This window comes from Streptomyces sp. NBC_00019 (assembly GCF_045041015.1).
Taxonomy (GTDB): Bacteria; Actinomycetota; Actinomycetes; order Streptomycetales; family Streptomycetaceae; genus Streptomyces.
In genome coordinates this window covers 2854586-2869882 of sequence record NZ_CP108302.1, presented here as the reverse complement: position 1 = coordinate 2869882, position 15297 = coordinate 2854586, and the positions used below count along the sequence as shown (strand labels likewise).

General features: G+C 69.9%; 13 protein-coding genes. 6 read left to right on the top strand and 7 right to left on the bottom strand.

Annotated features, from left to right (window positions below; all coding sequences use genetic code 11):
- Position 1 precedes the first annotated feature (1 nt).
- Genes pgl through tkt form a run of 5 tightly spaced genes read right to left on the bottom strand, consistent with a single transcriptional unit; the run spans position 2 to position 6618 of the window.
- On the bottom strand, positions 2–784 hold the full coding sequence (gene pgl / locus OHU89_RS13750) for a 6-phosphogluconolactonase (RefSeq protein WP_266893995.1): 783 nt from the start codon (positions 782–784) through the stop codon (positions 2–4).
- Positions 781–1854: a glucose-6-phosphate dehydrogenase assembly protein OpcA gene (gene opcA / locus OHU89_RS13745; RefSeq protein WP_405642742.1), complete on the bottom strand. Its 1074-nt coding sequence runs from the start codon at positions 1852–1854 to the stop codon at positions 781–783. Before opcA ends, pgl begins: the two co-directional genes overlap by 4 nt.
- Positions 1851–3374 carry a glucose-6-phosphate dehydrogenase gene (gene zwf, locus OHU89_RS13740; RefSeq protein WP_405642740.1) on the bottom strand — a complete coding sequence of 508 codons (1524 nt, stop codon included), beginning with the start codon at positions 3372–3374 and terminating at the stop codon, positions 1851–1853. The genes opcA and zwf overlap by 4 nt, the downstream gene beginning before the upstream one ends.
- A gap of 4 nt (positions 3375–3378) precedes the next feature.
- Positions 3379–4497: a transaldolase gene (gene tal / locus OHU89_RS13735; protein ID WP_405642738.1), complete on the bottom strand. Its 1119-nt coding sequence runs from the start codon at positions 4495–4497 to the stop codon at positions 3379–3381.
- 33 nt (positions 4498–4530) lie between these two features.
- Positions 4531–6618, bottom strand: coding sequence for a transketolase (tkt, locus tag OHU89_RS13730; protein WP_405642736.1), 2088 nt, complete (start codon positions 6616–6618; stop codon positions 4531–4533).
- Between the two features lie 377 nt (positions 6619–6995).
- Here tkt and OHU89_RS13725 point away from each other — a divergent pair, with 377 nt between their 5' ends.
- From OHU89_RS13725 to OHU89_RS13710, 4 genes are all read left to right on the top strand, one after another.
- Positions 6996–7949: a heme o synthase gene (locus OHU89_RS13725; protein ID WP_405642734.1), complete on the top strand. Its 954-nt coding sequence runs from the start codon at positions 6996–6998 to the stop codon at positions 7947–7949.
- 69 nt (positions 7950–8018) lie between these two features.
- On the top strand, positions 8019–8351 hold the full coding sequence (locus tag OHU89_RS13720) for a hypothetical protein (protein ID WP_405642732.1): 333 nt from the start codon (positions 8019–8021) through the stop codon (positions 8349–8351).
- 100 nt (positions 8352–8451) lie between these two features.
- Positions 8452–9558, top strand: a complete 1107-nt coding sequence (locus OHU89_RS13715; protein ID WP_266894009.1) for an amidohydrolase family protein — start codon at positions 8452–8454, stop codon at positions 9556–9558.
- A gap of 85 nt (positions 9559–9643) precedes the next feature.
- The gene (locus tag OHU89_RS13710; protein WP_405642730.1) at positions 9644–10381 is read left to right on the top strand and encodes a nucleotidyltransferase; all 738 of its coding nucleotides are present in this window, start codon (positions 9644–9646) and stop codon (positions 10379–10381) included.
- 4 nt (positions 10382–10385) lie between these two features.
- On the opposite strand, the gene OHU89_RS13705 is transcribed toward OHU89_RS13710, so the two are convergent.
- Positions 10386–11864 carry a hypothetical protein gene (locus OHU89_RS13705; protein ID WP_405642728.1) on the bottom strand — a complete coding sequence of 493 codons (1479 nt, stop codon included), beginning with the start codon at positions 11862–11864 and terminating at the stop codon, positions 10386–10388.
- 210 nt (positions 11865–12074) lie between these two features.
- Here OHU89_RS13705 and OHU89_RS13700 point away from each other — a divergent pair, with 210 nt between their 5' ends.
- Together OHU89_RS13700 and OHU89_RS13695 are read left to right on the top strand one after the other, a co-directional pair.
- Positions 12075–13661, top strand: a complete 1587-nt coding sequence (locus OHU89_RS13700; protein WP_405642727.1) for an ROK family protein — start codon at positions 12075–12077, stop codon at positions 13659–13661.
- A gap of 54 nt (positions 13662–13715) precedes the next feature.
- On the top strand, positions 13716–14282 hold the full coding sequence (locus OHU89_RS13695) for a hypothetical protein (protein WP_405642725.1): 567 nt from the start codon (positions 13716–13718) through the stop codon (positions 14280–14282).
- Here the strand turns inward: OHU89_RS13695 and OHU89_RS13690 are convergent.
- Positions 14259–15272, bottom strand: a complete 1014-nt coding sequence (locus OHU89_RS13690) for a COX15/CtaA family protein (protein WP_405642723.1) — start codon at positions 15270–15272, stop codon at positions 14259–14261. The two genes, OHU89_RS13695 and OHU89_RS13690, sit on opposite strands and share 24 nt — an antisense overlap.
- Between the last annotated feature and the right edge of the window lie 25 nt (positions 15273–15297).

Here is a 15297-nt window from a genome sequence, read left to right as displayed (position 1 = left end):
CTCAGGGTGACGCCGGCGGATACAGCGAGCGCGGCAGCTGTGAGGCCGCTGCCGCGTCCAGGAGCCACAGGGTGCGCTGGCGGCCCTGCGCGCCGGCCGCCGGGGCCTGGATCTCGCCCGCGCCCGAGAGGGCGATCGCCGCGGCCTGGGCCTTGTCCTCGCCGGCCGCGAGGAGCCAGACCTCGCGGGCGGCGCGGATGGCGGGCAGCGTCAGCGTCACGCGCGTCGGCGGGGGCTTCGGCGCGCCGTGGACGCCGACCACCGTGCGCTCGGTCTCGCGGACCGCCGGGAGCTCCGGGAACAGCGACGCGACATGTGTGTCCGGGCCGACGCCCAGCATCAGGACGTCGAAGGTCGGCACCGAGCCGTGGTTCTCCGGGCCCGCCGCACGGGCGAGCTCCTCGGCGTAGGCGGCCGCCGCCGCCTCCACGTCCTTGCCGTACGGGCCGTCCGAGGCGGGCATGGCGTGCACCCGCTTCGGGTCGAGCGGCACCGAGTCCAGCAGGGCCTCGCGGGCCTGCGTGACATTGCGGTCCGGGTCGCCCTCGGGCAGGAACCGCTCGTCACCCCACCACAGGTCGAGCCGGCCCCAGTCGATCGCGTCCCGCGCGGGAGCCGCCGCCAGCGCGGCCAGCAGACCGTTGCCGTTGCGGCCGCCGGTGAGGACCACGGACGCGTAACCCCGGGAGGCCTGCGCGTCCACGATCTTCGTGATCAGACGGGCCGCGGCGGCCTGCGCCATCAGCTCCTTGTCGCGGTGCACGACCAGCTGCGGAGTACTCACTTGACCGCCGCCTTCTTCACCGGGCCGGGCTTGGCCACCGCCTTCTTCGCGGGAGCATTCGCCGCCTCCTCCACAGGAACCGCGACCGGTTCCTCGGCCGAAGCGACCGGAGCCGAAGCCGCCGGAGCCGCCACGCCCTGCGCCGAAGGGTTCAGCCGCTCCACCCCGAACCGCAGCGCCGAGGCGTACGTGTCGTCCGGGTCGAGCCGCCGCAGTTCCTCCGCGATCAGCTCGGCCGTCTCCCGCCGCTTGAGCGCCACCGCACGGTCCGGCTGGCCCTCGATGGACAGCGTCGCCAGCGAGCCGTCCGCGCGGTCCAGCGTGATGGGACCGTGGCTGGTGGCCATGCGGACCGCGGTGAGGCCGGGGCCGCCCGACAGCGAGCGCTTCACCGGGACGGCCAGCCGGTCCGCGAGCCACATCGCCAGCAGCTCGCAGCTCGGGTTGAACTCCTCGCCCTCCACCTCGACGGCGTTGACGTCCACGGTGACCTGGTCCAGAGCCGCGGCCAGCATCGAGCGCCAAGGCGTGATGCGGGTCCAGGACAGGTCGGTGTCGCCCGGCGTGTAGGTGTCGGCGCGGGCGCCGAGGTCCCGTACCGGCTGCTCGGAGGCGTAGGTGTCGGTGACCCGGCGCTGGGCGAGGGCGCCCAGCGGGTCGTTCGCCGGGTCGATCGGTGCCTCCACCGGCCACCAGACGACCACGGGGGCGTCGGGCAGCAGCAGCGGCAGGACGACCGACTGGGCGTGGTGCACGACATCGCCGTACAGCCGCAGGACCACCGTCTCGCCGGTGCCCGCGTCCGCGCCCACCCGCACCTCGGCGTCGAGGCGGGACTGGGTGCGGTCGCGGGGAGTGCGGGAGACGCGCTTGATGACCACGAGCGTGCGCGAGGGGTGCTCGCGCGACGCGTCGTTGGCGGCCTTCAGGGCGTCGTACGCGTTCTCCTCGTCCGTGACGATGACCAGCGTGAGCACCATGCCGACGGCCGGCGTGCCGATGGCCCGGCGGCCCTTGACCAGTGCCTTGTTGATCTTGCTGGCCGTGGTGTCCGTGAGGTCTATCTTCATGGCCGGCGCCAGCTCCGTCCCTCTCGTGCGAGCATTTCGTCCGCCTCGACCGGACCCCAGGTGCCGGACGAGTACTGGGCCGGCTTGCCGTGCTGGTCCCAGTACTCCTCGATCGGGTCGAGGATCTTCCAGGACAGCTCGACCTCCTCGGTGCGCGGGAAGAGGTTCGAGTCACCGAGCAGGACGTCGAGGATCAGCCGCTCGTACGCCTCGGGCGAGGACTCCGTGAAGGACTCGCCGTAGGCGAAGTCCATCGACACGTCCCGGATCTCCATGGAGGTGCCGGGGACCTTCGAACCGAAGCGGACCGTGATGCCCTCGTCGGGCTGGACGCGGATGACGATCGCGTTGGAGCCCAGCTCCTCGGTGGCCGTCGAGTCGAAGGGGGAGTGCGGGGCCCGCTGGAACACCACCGCGATCTCGGTGACGCGGCGGCCCAGGCGCTTGCCGGTCCTCAGGTAGAAGGGGACGCCCGCCCAGCGGCGGTTGTCCACCTCCAGCTTGATGGCGGCGTACGTGTCCGTCTTGGACTTGGGGTCGATGCCCTCCTCCTGGAGGTACCCGACCGCCTGCTCACCGCCCTGCCAGCCCTCCGCGTACTGTCCGCGGACGGTGTCCCGGCCCAGGTCCTTCGGCAGCTTCACCGCGCCGAGCACCTTGGTCTTCTCGGCGGCCAGCGCGTCCGCGTCGAAGGAGGACGGCTCCTCCATGGCGGTGAGGGCCATGAGCTGGAGGAGGTGGTTCTGGATGACGTCACGGGCGGCGCCGATGCCGTCGTAGTAGCCGGCCCGGCCGCCGACGCCGATGTCCTCGGCCATCGTGATCTGTACGTGGTCCACGAAGGACCGGTTCCAGATCGGCTCGAACATCTGGTTGGCGAAGCGCAGCGCCAGGATGTTCTGGACGGTCTCCTTGCCGAGGTAGTGGTCGATCCGGAAGACCTGGTCCGGGGCGAAGACCTCGTGGACGACCTTGTTGAGGTCCTCGGCCGACTTCAGGTCGTGACCGAAGGGCTTCTCGATGACCGCACGGCGCCAGGAGCCGGCGGACTGGTCGGTGAGCCCGTGCTTCTTCAGCTGCTGGATGACCACGGGGAAGGAGCGCGGCGGCACCGAGAGGTAGAAGGCGAAGTTGCCGCCCGTGCCCTGCGCCTTGTCGAGCTCCTCGATGGTGCCCCGCAGCCGCTCGAACGCGTCGTCGTCGTCGAAGGTGCCCTGGACGAAGCGCATCCCCTGGATGAGCTGCTGCCAGACCTCCTCGCGGAACTGCGTACGGGCGTGCTCCTTGACGGCGTCGTGGACCTCCTGGGCGAAGTCCTCGTTCTGCCACTCGCGCCGGGCGAAACCGACCAGCGAGAAGCCCGGCGGCAACAGACCCCGGTTCGCGAGGTCGTACACGGCGGGCATGAGCTTCTTCCGGGACAAATCGCCCGTGACGCCGAAGATGACGAGCCCCGACGGCCCCGCGATACGCGGGAGCCGTCGGTCGGCGGGGTCACGCAGCGGGTTGCTGCTCGACAAGGTTTCAGCCCTCCGAGGGGGCGAGGCGCTCCAGCTCTGCCTCAGTCGACTTGAGCAGGTCGTTCCAGGACGCCTCGAACTTCTCGACGCCCTCGTCCTCCAGCAGCTGCACGACCTCGTTGTAGGAGATCCCGAGCTTCTCGACCGCGTCGATCTCGGCACGGGACTGCTCGTAGGTCCCGGCGACGGCGTTGCCGCGGATCTCGCCGCTCTCCTCGGTGGCCTGGAGAGTGGCTTCCGGCATGGTGTTCACCGTGTTCGGCGCCACCAGCTCGTCGACGTAGAGGGTCGGCTTGTAGGCCGGGTCCTTCACGCCGGTCGAGGCCCACAGCGGGCGCTGCTTGTTGGCCCGCGCCTTGTCCAGCTCCTGCCAGCGGGAAGAGGAGAAGACCTCTTCGTACGCCTCGTAGGCCAGACGCGCGTTGGCGACGCCCGCCTTGCCGCGGGCGGCCTTGGCCGCCTCGGAGCCGAGCGCGTCGATCCGCTTGTCGATCTCGGTGTCCACGCGGGACACGAAGAAGGACGCCACGGAGTGGATCAGGGAGAGGTCCAGGCCCTTTTCCTTGGCCTTCTCCAGACCCGCGAGGTACGCGTCCATGACCTCGCGGTAGCGCTCCAGCGAGAAGATCAGCGTGACGTTGACGCTGATGCCGTTGCCGATCACCTCGGTGATGGCCGGCAGGCCCGCCTTGGTGGCCGGGATCTTGATGAGGGTGTTGGGGCGGTCGACCAGCCAGGCCAGCTGCTTGGCCTCGGCGATGGTCGCCTTGGTGTTGTGGGCCAGGCGCGGGTCGACCTCGATCGACACGCGGCCGTCCTGGCCGCCGGTGGCGTCGAAGACCGGGCGCAGGATGTCGGCGGCGTCGCGGACGTCCGCCGTGGTGATCATGCGGATCGCCTCTTCGACGGTGACCTTGCGGGCGGCGAGGTCGGCGAGCTGCTGCTCGTAGCCGTCACCGCTGCTGATCGCCTTCTGGAAGATCGACGGGTTGGTCGTGACGCCCACGACGTGCTGCTGGTCGATCAGTTCGGCGAGGTTGCCGGACGTGATCCGCTTGCGCGACAGGTCGTCCAGCCAGATCGCGACGCCTTCTTCGGAGAGGCGCTTGAGTGCGTCTGTCATGGAATTACATCTCCTACGTTTCGTATATGAGCGTCAGCGCTGGGCAGCGGCGAGGGATTCCCGCGCCTTCGCGGCCACGTTCTCCGCAGTGAAGCCGAACTCCTGGAAGAGGACCTTGCCGTCGGCCGAAGCACCGAAGTGCTCCAGGGAAACGATGCGGCCGGCGTCCCCGACGTACTTGTGCCAGGTGAGACCGATGCCGGCCTCCACCGCGACACGCGCCTTCACCGACGGCGGCAGGACGCTGTCCCGGTACCCCTGGTCCTGCTCCTCGAACCACTCCACGCACGGCATGGACACGACCCGCGTCGGCACACCGTCGGCCTCCAGCCGCTCGCGCGCCTCGACGGCGACGTGCACCTCGGAGCCGGTGGCGATCAGCACGACCTCGGGGGCGTCGTTCGACGCCTCGAAGAGGACGTAGCCGCCCTTGACCGCGTCCTCGTTGGACTCGTACGTCGGCACGCCCTGACGGGTCAGCGCCAGACCGTGCGGGGCGCCCTTGCCGAAGACCTTCGTGTAGCGCTTGAGGATCTCGCGCCAGGCGATCGCGGTCTCGTTGGCGTCGGCCGGGCGGACCACGTTCAGGCCCGGGATGGCGCGCAGCGAGGCGAGGTGCTCGACCGGCTGGTGGGTGGGGCCGTCCTCGCCGAGACCGATGGAGTCGTGCGTCCACACGTACGTCACCGGCAGGTGCATCAGCGCGGACAGCCGCACCGCGTTGCGCATGTAGTCGGAGAAGACGAGGAACGTACCGCCGTAGACACGGGTGTTGCCGTGCAGCGCGATGCCGTTCATCTCCGCGGCCATGGAGTGCTCGCGGATGCCGAAGTGGATCGTGCGGCCGTACGGGTCCGCCTCCGGCAGCGGGTTGTCCGCCGGCAGGAAGGAACTGTCCTTGTCGATCGTGGTGTTGTTCGAGCCGGCCAGGTCGGCGGAGCCGCCCCACAGCTCGGGGATCACCGCGCCGAGAGCCTGGAGCACCTTGCCGGAGGCGGCACGCGTGGCGACACCCTTGCCGGGCTCGAAGACCGGGAGCTTGTCCTCCCAGCCCTTGGGCAGCTCGCCGGCGACGATGCGGTCGAACTCGGCGGCGCGCTCGGCGTTGTTGTTGCGCCACTCCTGGAGCTGCTTCTCCCACTCGGCCTTGGCCTGGCGGCCACGGTCCAGGGCGCCCCGGGTGTGGTTGATGACCTCGTCCGAGACCTCGAAGCTCTGCTCCGGGTCGAAGCCCAGCACCCGCTTGGTCGCCGCGACCTCGTCGTCGCCGAGCGCCGAGCCGTGGGCGGCCTCGGTGTTCTGCGCGTTCGGGGCGGGCCAGGCGATGATCGAGCGCATCGCGATGAAGGACGGCTTGTCCGTCACCTGCTTCGCGGCCTCGATGGCGTTGTAGAGGGCGTGCGGGTCGAGGTCGCCGTCCGGCTTGGGGGCCACGCGCTGCACATGCCAGCCGTACGCCTCGTAGCGCTTGACGGTGTCCTCGGAGACGGCCGTCTCGGTGTCGCCCTCGATCGAGATGTGGTTGTCGTCCCACAGCAGCACGAGGTTGCCGAGCTGCTGGTGGCCGGCCAGCGAGGACGCCTCGGCGGAGATGCCCTCCTGGAGACAGCCGTCACCGGCGATGGCGTACACGAAGTGGTCGAACGGGGACTCGCCCTCGGCGGCCTCCGGGTCGAACAGACCGCGCTCGTAGCGGGCCGCCATCGCCATGCCCACCGCGTTGGCGACACCCTGGCCGAGCGGGCCGGTCGTCGTCTCGACACCCTTGGTGTGTCCGTACTCCGGGTGACCGGGGGTCTTCGAGCCCCACGTCCTGAACGACTTCAGGTCGTCCAGCTCCAGGCCGAAGCCGGCCAGGTAGAGCTGGGTGTAGAGAGTCAGGGACGAGTGGCCCGCGGACAGCACGAAGCGGTCGCGCCCGACCCACTCCGGGTCGGCGGGGTCGTGCCGCATCACCTTCTGGAAGAGGGTGTAGGCGGCGGGAGCCAGGCTCATCGCCGTACCGGGATGGCCGTTACCGACCTTCTGTACGGCGTCGGCGGCCAGGACGCGGGCGGTGTCGACGGCCCGCTGGTCCAACTCGGTCCACTCGAGGTCTGTGGTGGTCGGCTTGGTGCTCACCCTGGGTCAGGGCTCCTCTCCACATGTCACGCATGTCGAATGCCGGTGCACGGGGCGCCCCGGCCGTTGTCGAGCCTACCCCCGTAAGTACGTGCGTATTTTCGCGTCATTCCAGACTGCCGGGAGTCACGACGATCCGCCTCCTGACTGGGCCGATTCGCCATTCGGCAACTGAATACGGACGCGCTCGTTCGAGTGCTCAACCGAGTGTCGATCAGCTCGTCCGGGGGTGCTGATCAGCTCTTCCGGGGGTGCTGCCCAACACGACCCCACCCCCGCGAATGTCGGGGTATGGGCAACGTCTACAGTGGCGTGGTACGCGCGAGCCTTTACCGGGACTTCACACGGGAGGGGTTTGCTGGGATGTCTCTGTAGGGGTGTGCGTGACGGCCGTCGAATCCCGTCCAGCCGGGGTGCTGGGGGAGAGCAAGAGCTCGAGTCACCGGCCGTTCGGGGCCCGTGTCAAGGCATTCGTGGCACTGACCAAGCCCCGGATCATCGAACTGCTCCTGATCACCACGGTCCCGGTGATGTTCCTCGCCGAGCAGGGTGTGCCCGACCTGACGCTGGTGCTCCTCACCTGCCTCGGCGGCTACCTCTCCGCGGGCGGCGCCAACGCGCTGAACATGTACATCGACCGCGACATCGACGCGCTCATGGACCGCACCTCGCAGAGACCGCTGGTCACCGGCATGGTGTCGCCGCGCGAGTGCCTCGCCTTCGGCATCACTCTCGCGATCGTCTCCACGCTCCTGTTCGGCCTGGCCGTCAACTGGCTGTCCGCCTGGCTGTCCCTCGGGGCGCTCCTCTTCTACGTCGTCGTCTACACGATGATCCTCAAGCGGCGTACGTCGCAGAACATCGTGTGGGGCGGCATCGCCGGCTGTCTCCCGGTGCTGATCGGCTGGTCGTCCGTCACGAACTCCCTGTCGTGGGCGCCGGTCATCCTCTTCCTCGTCATGTTCTTCTGGACGCCGCCGCACTACTGGCCGCTGTCCATGAAGGTGAAAGAGGACTACGCGCGCGTGGGCGTGCCCATGCTGCCGGTGGTCGCCTCCAACAAGGTGGTCGCCAGGCAGATCGTGATCTACAGCTGGGTCATGGTCGCCGTCTCGCTGCTGCTGACCCCGCTCGGCTACACGGGCTGGTTCTACACGCTGGTGGCGCTGCTGGCCGGCGCCTTCTGGCTGTGGGAGGCGCACGGACTGCAGAACCGGGCCAAGGCCGAGGTGACGGGCGGGAAGCTCAAGGAGATGCGCCTGTTCCACTGGTCGATCACCTACGTGTCGATCCTGTTCCTCGCGGTCGCGGTCGACCCCTTCCTGCGCTAGCCGCGCTGAGGCAAGGGTCACGCACCCCGCCCGTCGCCGTTTGATCTACCCGTCGGTAGCATCCTGGCCATGGCAGACACGCAGCAGGTTGACGCGAAGGCCGACCGCACGGCGGCCAAGCTGGCCAAGCAGATCAGCGCCTTCTCCAAGGCACACGGCGGCGCCGAGGGCCAGGTGGCCTACCTGGGCGACCGCGGCGCCCGGATCGCCCTCGTCGGCGAGGACGGCGACTGGGGCAACCTGGTGGCCCCGACCGTCGAGATCGCCCAGAAGGCGGTCGAGAAGGCCGGCATCACCGTCCACGAGGACTTCGACGGCGAGTTCGCCGCGAAGGTGCGCACGGGTCCGTACGAGTGGACCCGCATGGCGGGCATCCAGGTGGGCGGCCCGAAGAACGGCTGACGCGCACGGCTTTCACACCGGGTGCGTGACAGCAACACCTGACGCCCCGTTCACCCGTTAGGCCCCGTAGCAAGGACACGGTCCAGCCACGGGAGCCCGGATGATCGAAACGCCGTCCCTCGTGGACCAGTACTGCCACGGCGTACTGAGAACCGAGCTGGGCCTCGGCACCTTCGAGGCCCAGTTGGCCCGTACCGAGGGGCCGCCCGCCCCCGGTACGACCCTCTTCGACACCCAGACCGGTTTCGCCCTACGGCGGCTGTGCCCCCCGCTCCTCGGTCTGGAACCGCACTGCCCGCCCGCCCGCTATCTCGCCCGTCGCCGTGAACTCGGCGTACTGGAGGCGGGCCGCAGGCTGCTGCGGGGCAGTGGCATCACGACGTACCTCGTCGACACGGGCCTGCCCGGCGATCTGACCGGCCCCGGCGAGATGGCGGCGGCGTCGGCCGCCGAGGCCCGCGAGATCGTGCGGCTCGAACTCCTCGCCGAACAGGTCGCCGACACCTCCGGCACGGTCGAGTCGTTCCTCGCCAACCTCGCCGAGTCGGTGCACGGGGCGGCGGTCGGTGCGGTCGCCTTCACCTCGGTGGCGGGGGTACGGCACGGACTGGCGCTGGCGCCCGAGCCGCCGGGGCCGGGGGAGGTGCGGGGCGCGGCCGGCCGCTGGCTGGCGGGCCGCCGGGTGGGCGGCGAGCTGTCCGATCCGGTGCTGCTACGACACCTGCTGTGGATCGCGGTCGCCTCGGGGCTGCCGCTCCAGCTGCACGCCGGGCTCGGTGAGCCGGGGCTGCGGATCGACCGTACGGACCCGGTCCTGCTCACGGACTTCGTGCGCGCCACCGCCGGGCTCGGCACCGACCTGATCCTGCTGCACGGCTACCCGTACCACCGTCACGCCGCCCATCTCGCCGGTGTCTTCCCGCATGTGTACGCCGACTCGGGCGCCGCTCTGGTACGTACGGGCGCCCGTGCGGCGACGGTCCTGGCGGAGATCCTCGAGCTCGCGCCCTTCGGCAAGATCCTCTTCTCCAGCGGTGCCCAGGGCCTGCCCGAACTGCACGTGGTCGGCGCGCGGCTGTTCCGTGAGGCGCTGGCCCGGGTGCTGGGCAACTGGGTCGCCGAGGGGGCGTGGTCGCTGGCGGACGCACAGCGGGTCGCGGGGCTGATCGCGGCGGGGAACGCGCGCCGGGTGTACGGGCTGGAGTGAGCCGGGGGCGGGTTCGGGTCCGGGTGCGCCCGGACGGGGTGCGGGAAGGGTGTACGGGACTGGGTGGGTTGTACAGGATGGGTGTATGCAGACCGACGCGTTACTCGACCGCTTCCTCACCGGCCTCGAACCGCTCGCGCCACTCGCCGTCTGGGCCCATGGCTCCCTCGCCGGCGGCGACTACCAGGAGGGCCGCAGCGACCTGGACCTGATCGCCGTACTGGACCGTCCGATCTCGCCCCGCACGACCTGGCGGCTGGCGAAGGGACACGCCCGGCTGCGGGACGAACCGCTCGCCCCGAACCTGCACTGCACGTATCTGACACCGGACGCCGTGGAGAACTCCGCCCGGCCGCACCTGACCTGGGCGCACGAGCAGCTGTTCAAGCGGCCCGTCACCCCGGTGACCCGGCGCGAACTGCACACGTTCGGGCGGGTGCTGCACGGGAAGGGCCCGGCCGGACTGCTGCCGCCGGTTCCGGACCTCGAACTCGACGAGTTCGTCGTCCGCGACCAGCGTGACTTCTGGCGGCCCAAGCTGGAGAAGGCGGAACGCTGGCGGCAGGCCCCCTGGGTCGACGTCGGCCTGACGACCTTCGCCCGCGCGACCGCCACCCTGCGAGACGGACGGCTCATCACCAAGCGGGAGGCGCTGGAGCTGCTGCCGGAGCTGGGGGCGCCGGTCGAGGTGGTGGAGGACATCGGGCGGCGGCGGTACGAGGACCCCGCACCGCCCACCGAGGAGTGGACGGCGCGCAGGGGTGAGCTGACCCGGGGCTACCTGGGACCGGCGATCGACGAACTCGTGGCGGCGTACGCCTGACCGGCTACTCGGCCGAGCCGCGGTGGATGCCGGGGAGCGGCCCCCTGTCCTCGTACGTCCTGTCCCCGTCGTGGACCACATGCGCGAGCCCGGCTCCGTCCACCGAGCGGCCGAACTGGGCGTAGTGGTTGGCGTAGGTCTGCGGTCGGCGTGAGCGCGGCCCGAGGACGAGGCAGTTGAAGTAGTCGTCCGGGTCGAAGCGGTGCCGCAGGTGTTCGCCGAGGGCCAGGCTGTTGGAGAACACGACCCAGGTACCGAGCACGTCGACGCACCGGTGCCCCGTCTGCTGCTCCCAGCGGAACTGCTTCTCGCTGATCGGGGTGGAGAGGATCGGCACGAACAGATGGGAGACACCGAAGGCCCGCAGGGGTGCCTCCCAGTCGGTCGGCTGCGCGATGTCCTCGCAGATGAGCACGGCGATCCGGCCGAGCGAGGTCTCCAGGACGGTGACCTTGTCGCCGAGTGTGATGTCCTCGTCCACCGGCTCCACGGTCGGGCGGTCGGGCAGCTCCCAGTCGGCAGCCTGGCCGGCGGCCAGGGTGAAGCCGGCCGTTTTGTCGTGTTCGAGCAGCGTCTCGCCGGTGAAGCGGTCGATCAGGAGCGCCCGGTTCGGGGGCGGCTTCTCGTCCCCGACGGGTCCGCTGCCCAGCAGCAGCCACTGAAGGGCGCTGCCGGGGCGCGGTTCCGTGTCCAGCAGGGTCCGCCAGTGGTCGAGCAGGCCCGTGGAGAGCGCGTATTCCGGCAGAATGGCGATCTTGGCCCCGGAGTGTTCGAGATTGCGCATCGTTTTGTCGAGACGCTCATACAGCGACCGGTCGTTGATCCGTATTCGATACAGCCCCTGATCCGCTTCCTCACGGAATTCGAACGGCTGCTCGTTCAACTGTTCCATCAAAGGAACAGCCCCAATGGGAATCGCTTCCTTTCCCGAGAAGTGCCCGCCATTCCGAGTGGTCAGCCAGGCGTGTTTGACCTTGTCGCACATGTCCTGCGGAACGCGGTGCACCTTGAAGTACCCGGCTTTGCCCGTCGGGCGGGTGTGCAGTGTCCCCGGCCAGGCGCAGCGGGGCAGTAGTAATCCCGTGGTGCGGCCGAGCGGATCGTTCAGACGGCCGTGCAGGCTGTAGCGGTCGGTGAGCCAGGCCACGGTCCTTGCGTCGAAGGTCTGACCGAAGGGATTGGCCATGTTGAGCGCCAGGTCGAGCCCGACGAGTGCGGCGAACATGCCGCGGGGGCCGTGCCGCGCGACGATCTCCGTGGTCAGCCAGGTGTCGGCGTCCCCGTGGTCCAGGACGTCCAGATAGACCTCCTCGGCGAGCCGCTGCGTGGCCTCGTCGCGGTGCCAGCCCCTCGCCTCGGTTCCGCGGAAGTGGGCATCCGGCAGCGCGTCGTACAGGGTGACGAAGAGATCTGCCGGATCCGACGGCAATTCGAGCCCATTGATCGAATGGAGATGGGCGCCCCCGTCTTCTTCTGCGCTCATGGTTCCCCCTGGTCCGTAGCGCTTAACCAAATATTAACGAGCCGCATTGCATATGCGGGTGGTGTTTTACAGAGTGCGGCTTCCGTAAAGAGGTTCCCGGTGTGTCCGGGTAAATCATGAGAACGTCACTTGACAGTCACTTGACATCGGAGGATGGTGAATTGGGAGCGTCTTGTCCAGCTCAGGGAGAGATCCACAGAGGGGTGTGTCATGGCGGATGTACGTCGACGCAAGGACCGGGAGCCGGCGGTCCGACGTGATCGGTTGACCGAGGTGCAGAGCATGGTCGACGCGATGAAGTCGGAGAAGGAGATCCCCGAAGGGCGGTTCACCGCGCTGGGGATGCTGATCACGGACGCCTCGCTGGCCGCGGACGAGCAGGCGCTGGAAGCCGCCCACAACGGTCTCCGCTGGCTGTACGGACGGTATGTCCGCGACGGCGCCGACATACGTGCGGAGCAGCGCGGACGCCTCCTCGGTCTGATCGACGTGACGTACTGGAGCCTGCGCAGGCTGCCCTCCGGACTGCAGCTCTCCCTCGATCCGAGGAGCCATGCCGCGCGGTTCCTCGTGGAGATCGCCCGGGAACCGGGCCTGAACAACGAGACGTTGGCCGAGCGGCTGGACGTGGACATCACCGAGATCAGCCGGATCGGCAGGCGCATGCTGGCCTCCGGCGTCGCCTGGCGCAGCCGTCAGTGGCGGCACAACTCCTGGGACATCACCCCGCGCGGCCTGCACTACCTGGAGGAGACCGGGCTGTTGCCGCAGCCGGAGTCGCAGGAGCCCGCCTCACCCCCTGCGGAGGAGCGGGAGGCGGAGAACTTCGAGTACTTCGTGGGCGTCAAGGTACGACCGACCCGGCTCACCGGTGCCGTGATCGACGCGTCCGGCACCACCCTCGCCCGCGCCGACCACGAGCTGGAGCCGGTGGAGAGCGAGCATGAGGCGGTCACGGTCCTCGCGGGTTTCGTGACGCGGCTGATGGACCGGGCGCCGGCCGTCGGCGGCAAGGCCGGCGTCCACCGGACCGGCCTCGGCATCGAGATCGGCGCCCATGTCAGCGCGGACCGGGGCGAGGTGGTCAAGGCGCCCAACTACGCGGCAGGCGTGGGCTGGTCGGGTCTGACCCTGGCCGGACCGCTCCGGGAGGCGACCGGCCTGCCGACGATCCTGGAGAACGACGCGAACGCACTGGCTCTGAGCGAGGCCACTCTCGGGGACACCCGGGGCGTCCGTCACTCGGCCGTCGTCCTCATCGACCAGGGCGTCGGCGCGGGCATCGTCGCCGACGGCAGGGTCCTGCACGGTGCGACGGGCGCCGCCGGGGAGATCGGGCACGTGGTGGTCGAGCCCGGGGGCCGGGAGTGCAGTTGCGGCAATCGCGGCTGTCTGGAGAGCGTGGTCGGTGTCGACGCCATCGCCCGCCGGGTCCGCGAGCTGACCGCGTTACCGGTCCGGGACTTGGACGCGGTGCTCGCGCTGCTGTCGACCCCATGGAGCAAGCAGGTCGAGGACGTACTGGAACACGCCGGTGCGGCCCTCGGCACCGGTCTGTCCGCGCTCGTCAATGTCACGGACCCCGAGCGGATCGTGCTGTACGGACCCCGCGGGCTCGTGTGCCCGGACGACTCGGACTCCGCGACGCTCTTCATGGCCAAGGTCCAGGAGACGGTGACCCACCAGGTGTTCTCGACGGAGGGCAAGGCCGTCACCATCACCACCAAGCCCTACGGTGACGCGTCCGGCGCCCGCGCCGCGGCCATGGCCGCCCTGCGGCTGCTGACGCGGAAGTAGGCGGAACCGGTGGGGGAGGAACCGCCACAGGGGGAGCCACCGACACGGTCCGACGTGGGGAAGACCGACGCGGGCACGCGGGACATCCTCGTACTCGCCGTCTTCTTGCTGCTGTTGACCATCGCGCTGGGCGTCGTCCTGGTCCAGACGTGGCCGCCCCCACCGGACCCCACCGCGACCGGCCCTGAACCGGCCGCCCGGGTACGCGTCCTGTTCTGGTCGCCGAGCCTGACCCGCGAGTCCAGGCTGTTCATCGTCATCCTGGCGACCGGTGCCGTCGGCGCGCTGATCCACACCCTGCGCTCGCTCTACGAGTACGTGGGCAACCGGCTGCTGCGGCGCAGCTGGGTGCTGATGTACGCCGTGGAGCCGTTCGTCGGATCGGCGCTGGCGCTCGTCGTCTATCTCGTGCTGCGGGGCGGACTGACGACCACCCTGGCCTCGTCGGGCGACATCAATCCCTACGGGGTCACCGCGGCGGCCGCCCTGGTCGGCATGTTCTCGCGCCAGACCGTGGAGAAGCTGCTCGCGGTGTTCGAGACCCTGCTGGCCCCCGCCGAGCGGAGCGCCGACCGGATCCCCACGAGGGACGGAGGGTCAGATCCCGGCGGAGAGCGATGACGTGGCCTGCGCCGGGAGCGGCACCTCGGTGTCCGTCCCCGGCCGCTCCCGCAGCGCCAGCAGCACCCGCAGGACCGCGATCCAGACCAGGCACGAGCCGAACATGTGCAGGCCGACCAGGATCTCGGGCAGATCGGTGAAGTACTGGACGTAGCCGATGACACCCTGGGCGAGCAGGACCAGGAAGAGGTCACGGGTGCGGTGCAGGGGGCCCTTCGGCGCGTCGACCGCCTTGAGGACGAACCACAGGGCGAACGTCAGCGTCACCACGATCCAGGCGAGGACGGCGTGCAGCTTGCTGACCGTCTCCCAGTCCAGCGGCATCCGCTCGACCTCGCTGGAGTCGCCCGCGTGCGGTCCCGACCCGGTCACCACCGTGCCCACCGCGATCAGCAGCACGGACGCGGCGACCAGGAACCACACCAGCTGCTGCACCGACTTGCCGACCAGCGGACGCGACTCCCCGTCGCCCTCCCGGGTGCGCTGCCACATCACCGTGGCCACCGCGATCAGCGCCGTCGACAGCAGGAAGTGCGCGGCGACCGTGTACGGGTTGAGGCCGACCAGCACCACGATGCCGCCGAGGATCGCGTTGCCCATCACGACCCAGAACTGCGCCCAGCCGAGCCGGGTGAGGCTGCGCCGGTACGGCTTCTCGGAGCGCGCGGCGATGATCGCCCAGCCGACGGCGGCGCACAGCACGTACGTCAGCATGCGGTTGCCGAACTCGATCACACCGTGCACGCCCATGGCGCTCGTGGTGGTCAGCGAGTCGTCGGTGCACTTGGGCCAGGTCGGGCAGCCGAGGCCCGAGCCGGTGAGCCGCACCGCACCGCCGGTGACCACGATGACCACCGACATGACGAGTGCGGCGAGGGCCGCCCGCTGTACCGTCCGGGGGTCCGGGGTCCAGCGTGCGGCGATGAAGGCGAGTGGGTTGCGCACGGCGGCTGCGGCGTCGGCGGGGGTCAGATTCGGCACGTGCCCCATCGTAGGCCGCCGCTTGTGCACGCTT

What these genes read in the sequence shown, in the direction of transcription:
- OHU89_RS13720 (WP_405642732.1), top strand. Translation starts at nt 8,019, where the DNA reads ATGGCAGACACGCAGCAGGTTGACGCGAAGGCCGACCGCACGGCGGCC.
- tal (WP_405642738.1), bottom strand. Translation starts at nt 4,497, where the DNA reads ATGACAGACGCACTCAAGCGCCTCTCCGAAGAAGGCGTCGCGATCTGG.
- OHU89_RS13705 (WP_405642728.1), bottom strand. Translation starts at nt 11,864, where the DNA reads ATGAGCGCAGAAGAAGACGGGGGCGCCCATCTCCATTCGATCAATGGG.
- opcA (WP_405642742.1), bottom strand. Translation starts at nt 1,854, where the DNA reads ATGAAGATAGACCTCACGGACACCACGGCCAGCAAGATCAACAAGGCA.
- OHU89_RS13700 (WP_405642727.1), top strand. Translation starts at nt 12,075, where the DNA reads ATGGCGGATGTACGTCGACGCAAGGACCGGGAGCCGGCGGTCCGACGT.
- OHU89_RS13715 (WP_266894009.1), top strand. Translation starts at nt 8,452, where the DNA reads ATGATCGAAACGCCGTCCCTCGTGGACCAGTACTGCCACGGCGTACTG.
- OHU89_RS13690 (WP_405642723.1), bottom strand. Translation starts at nt 15,272, where the DNA reads ATGGGGCACGTGCCGAATCTGACCCCCGCCGACGCCGCAGCCGCCGTG.
- OHU89_RS13710 (WP_405642730.1), top strand. Translation starts at nt 9,644, where the DNA reads ATGCAGACCGACGCGTTACTCGACCGCTTCCTCACCGGCCTCGAACCG.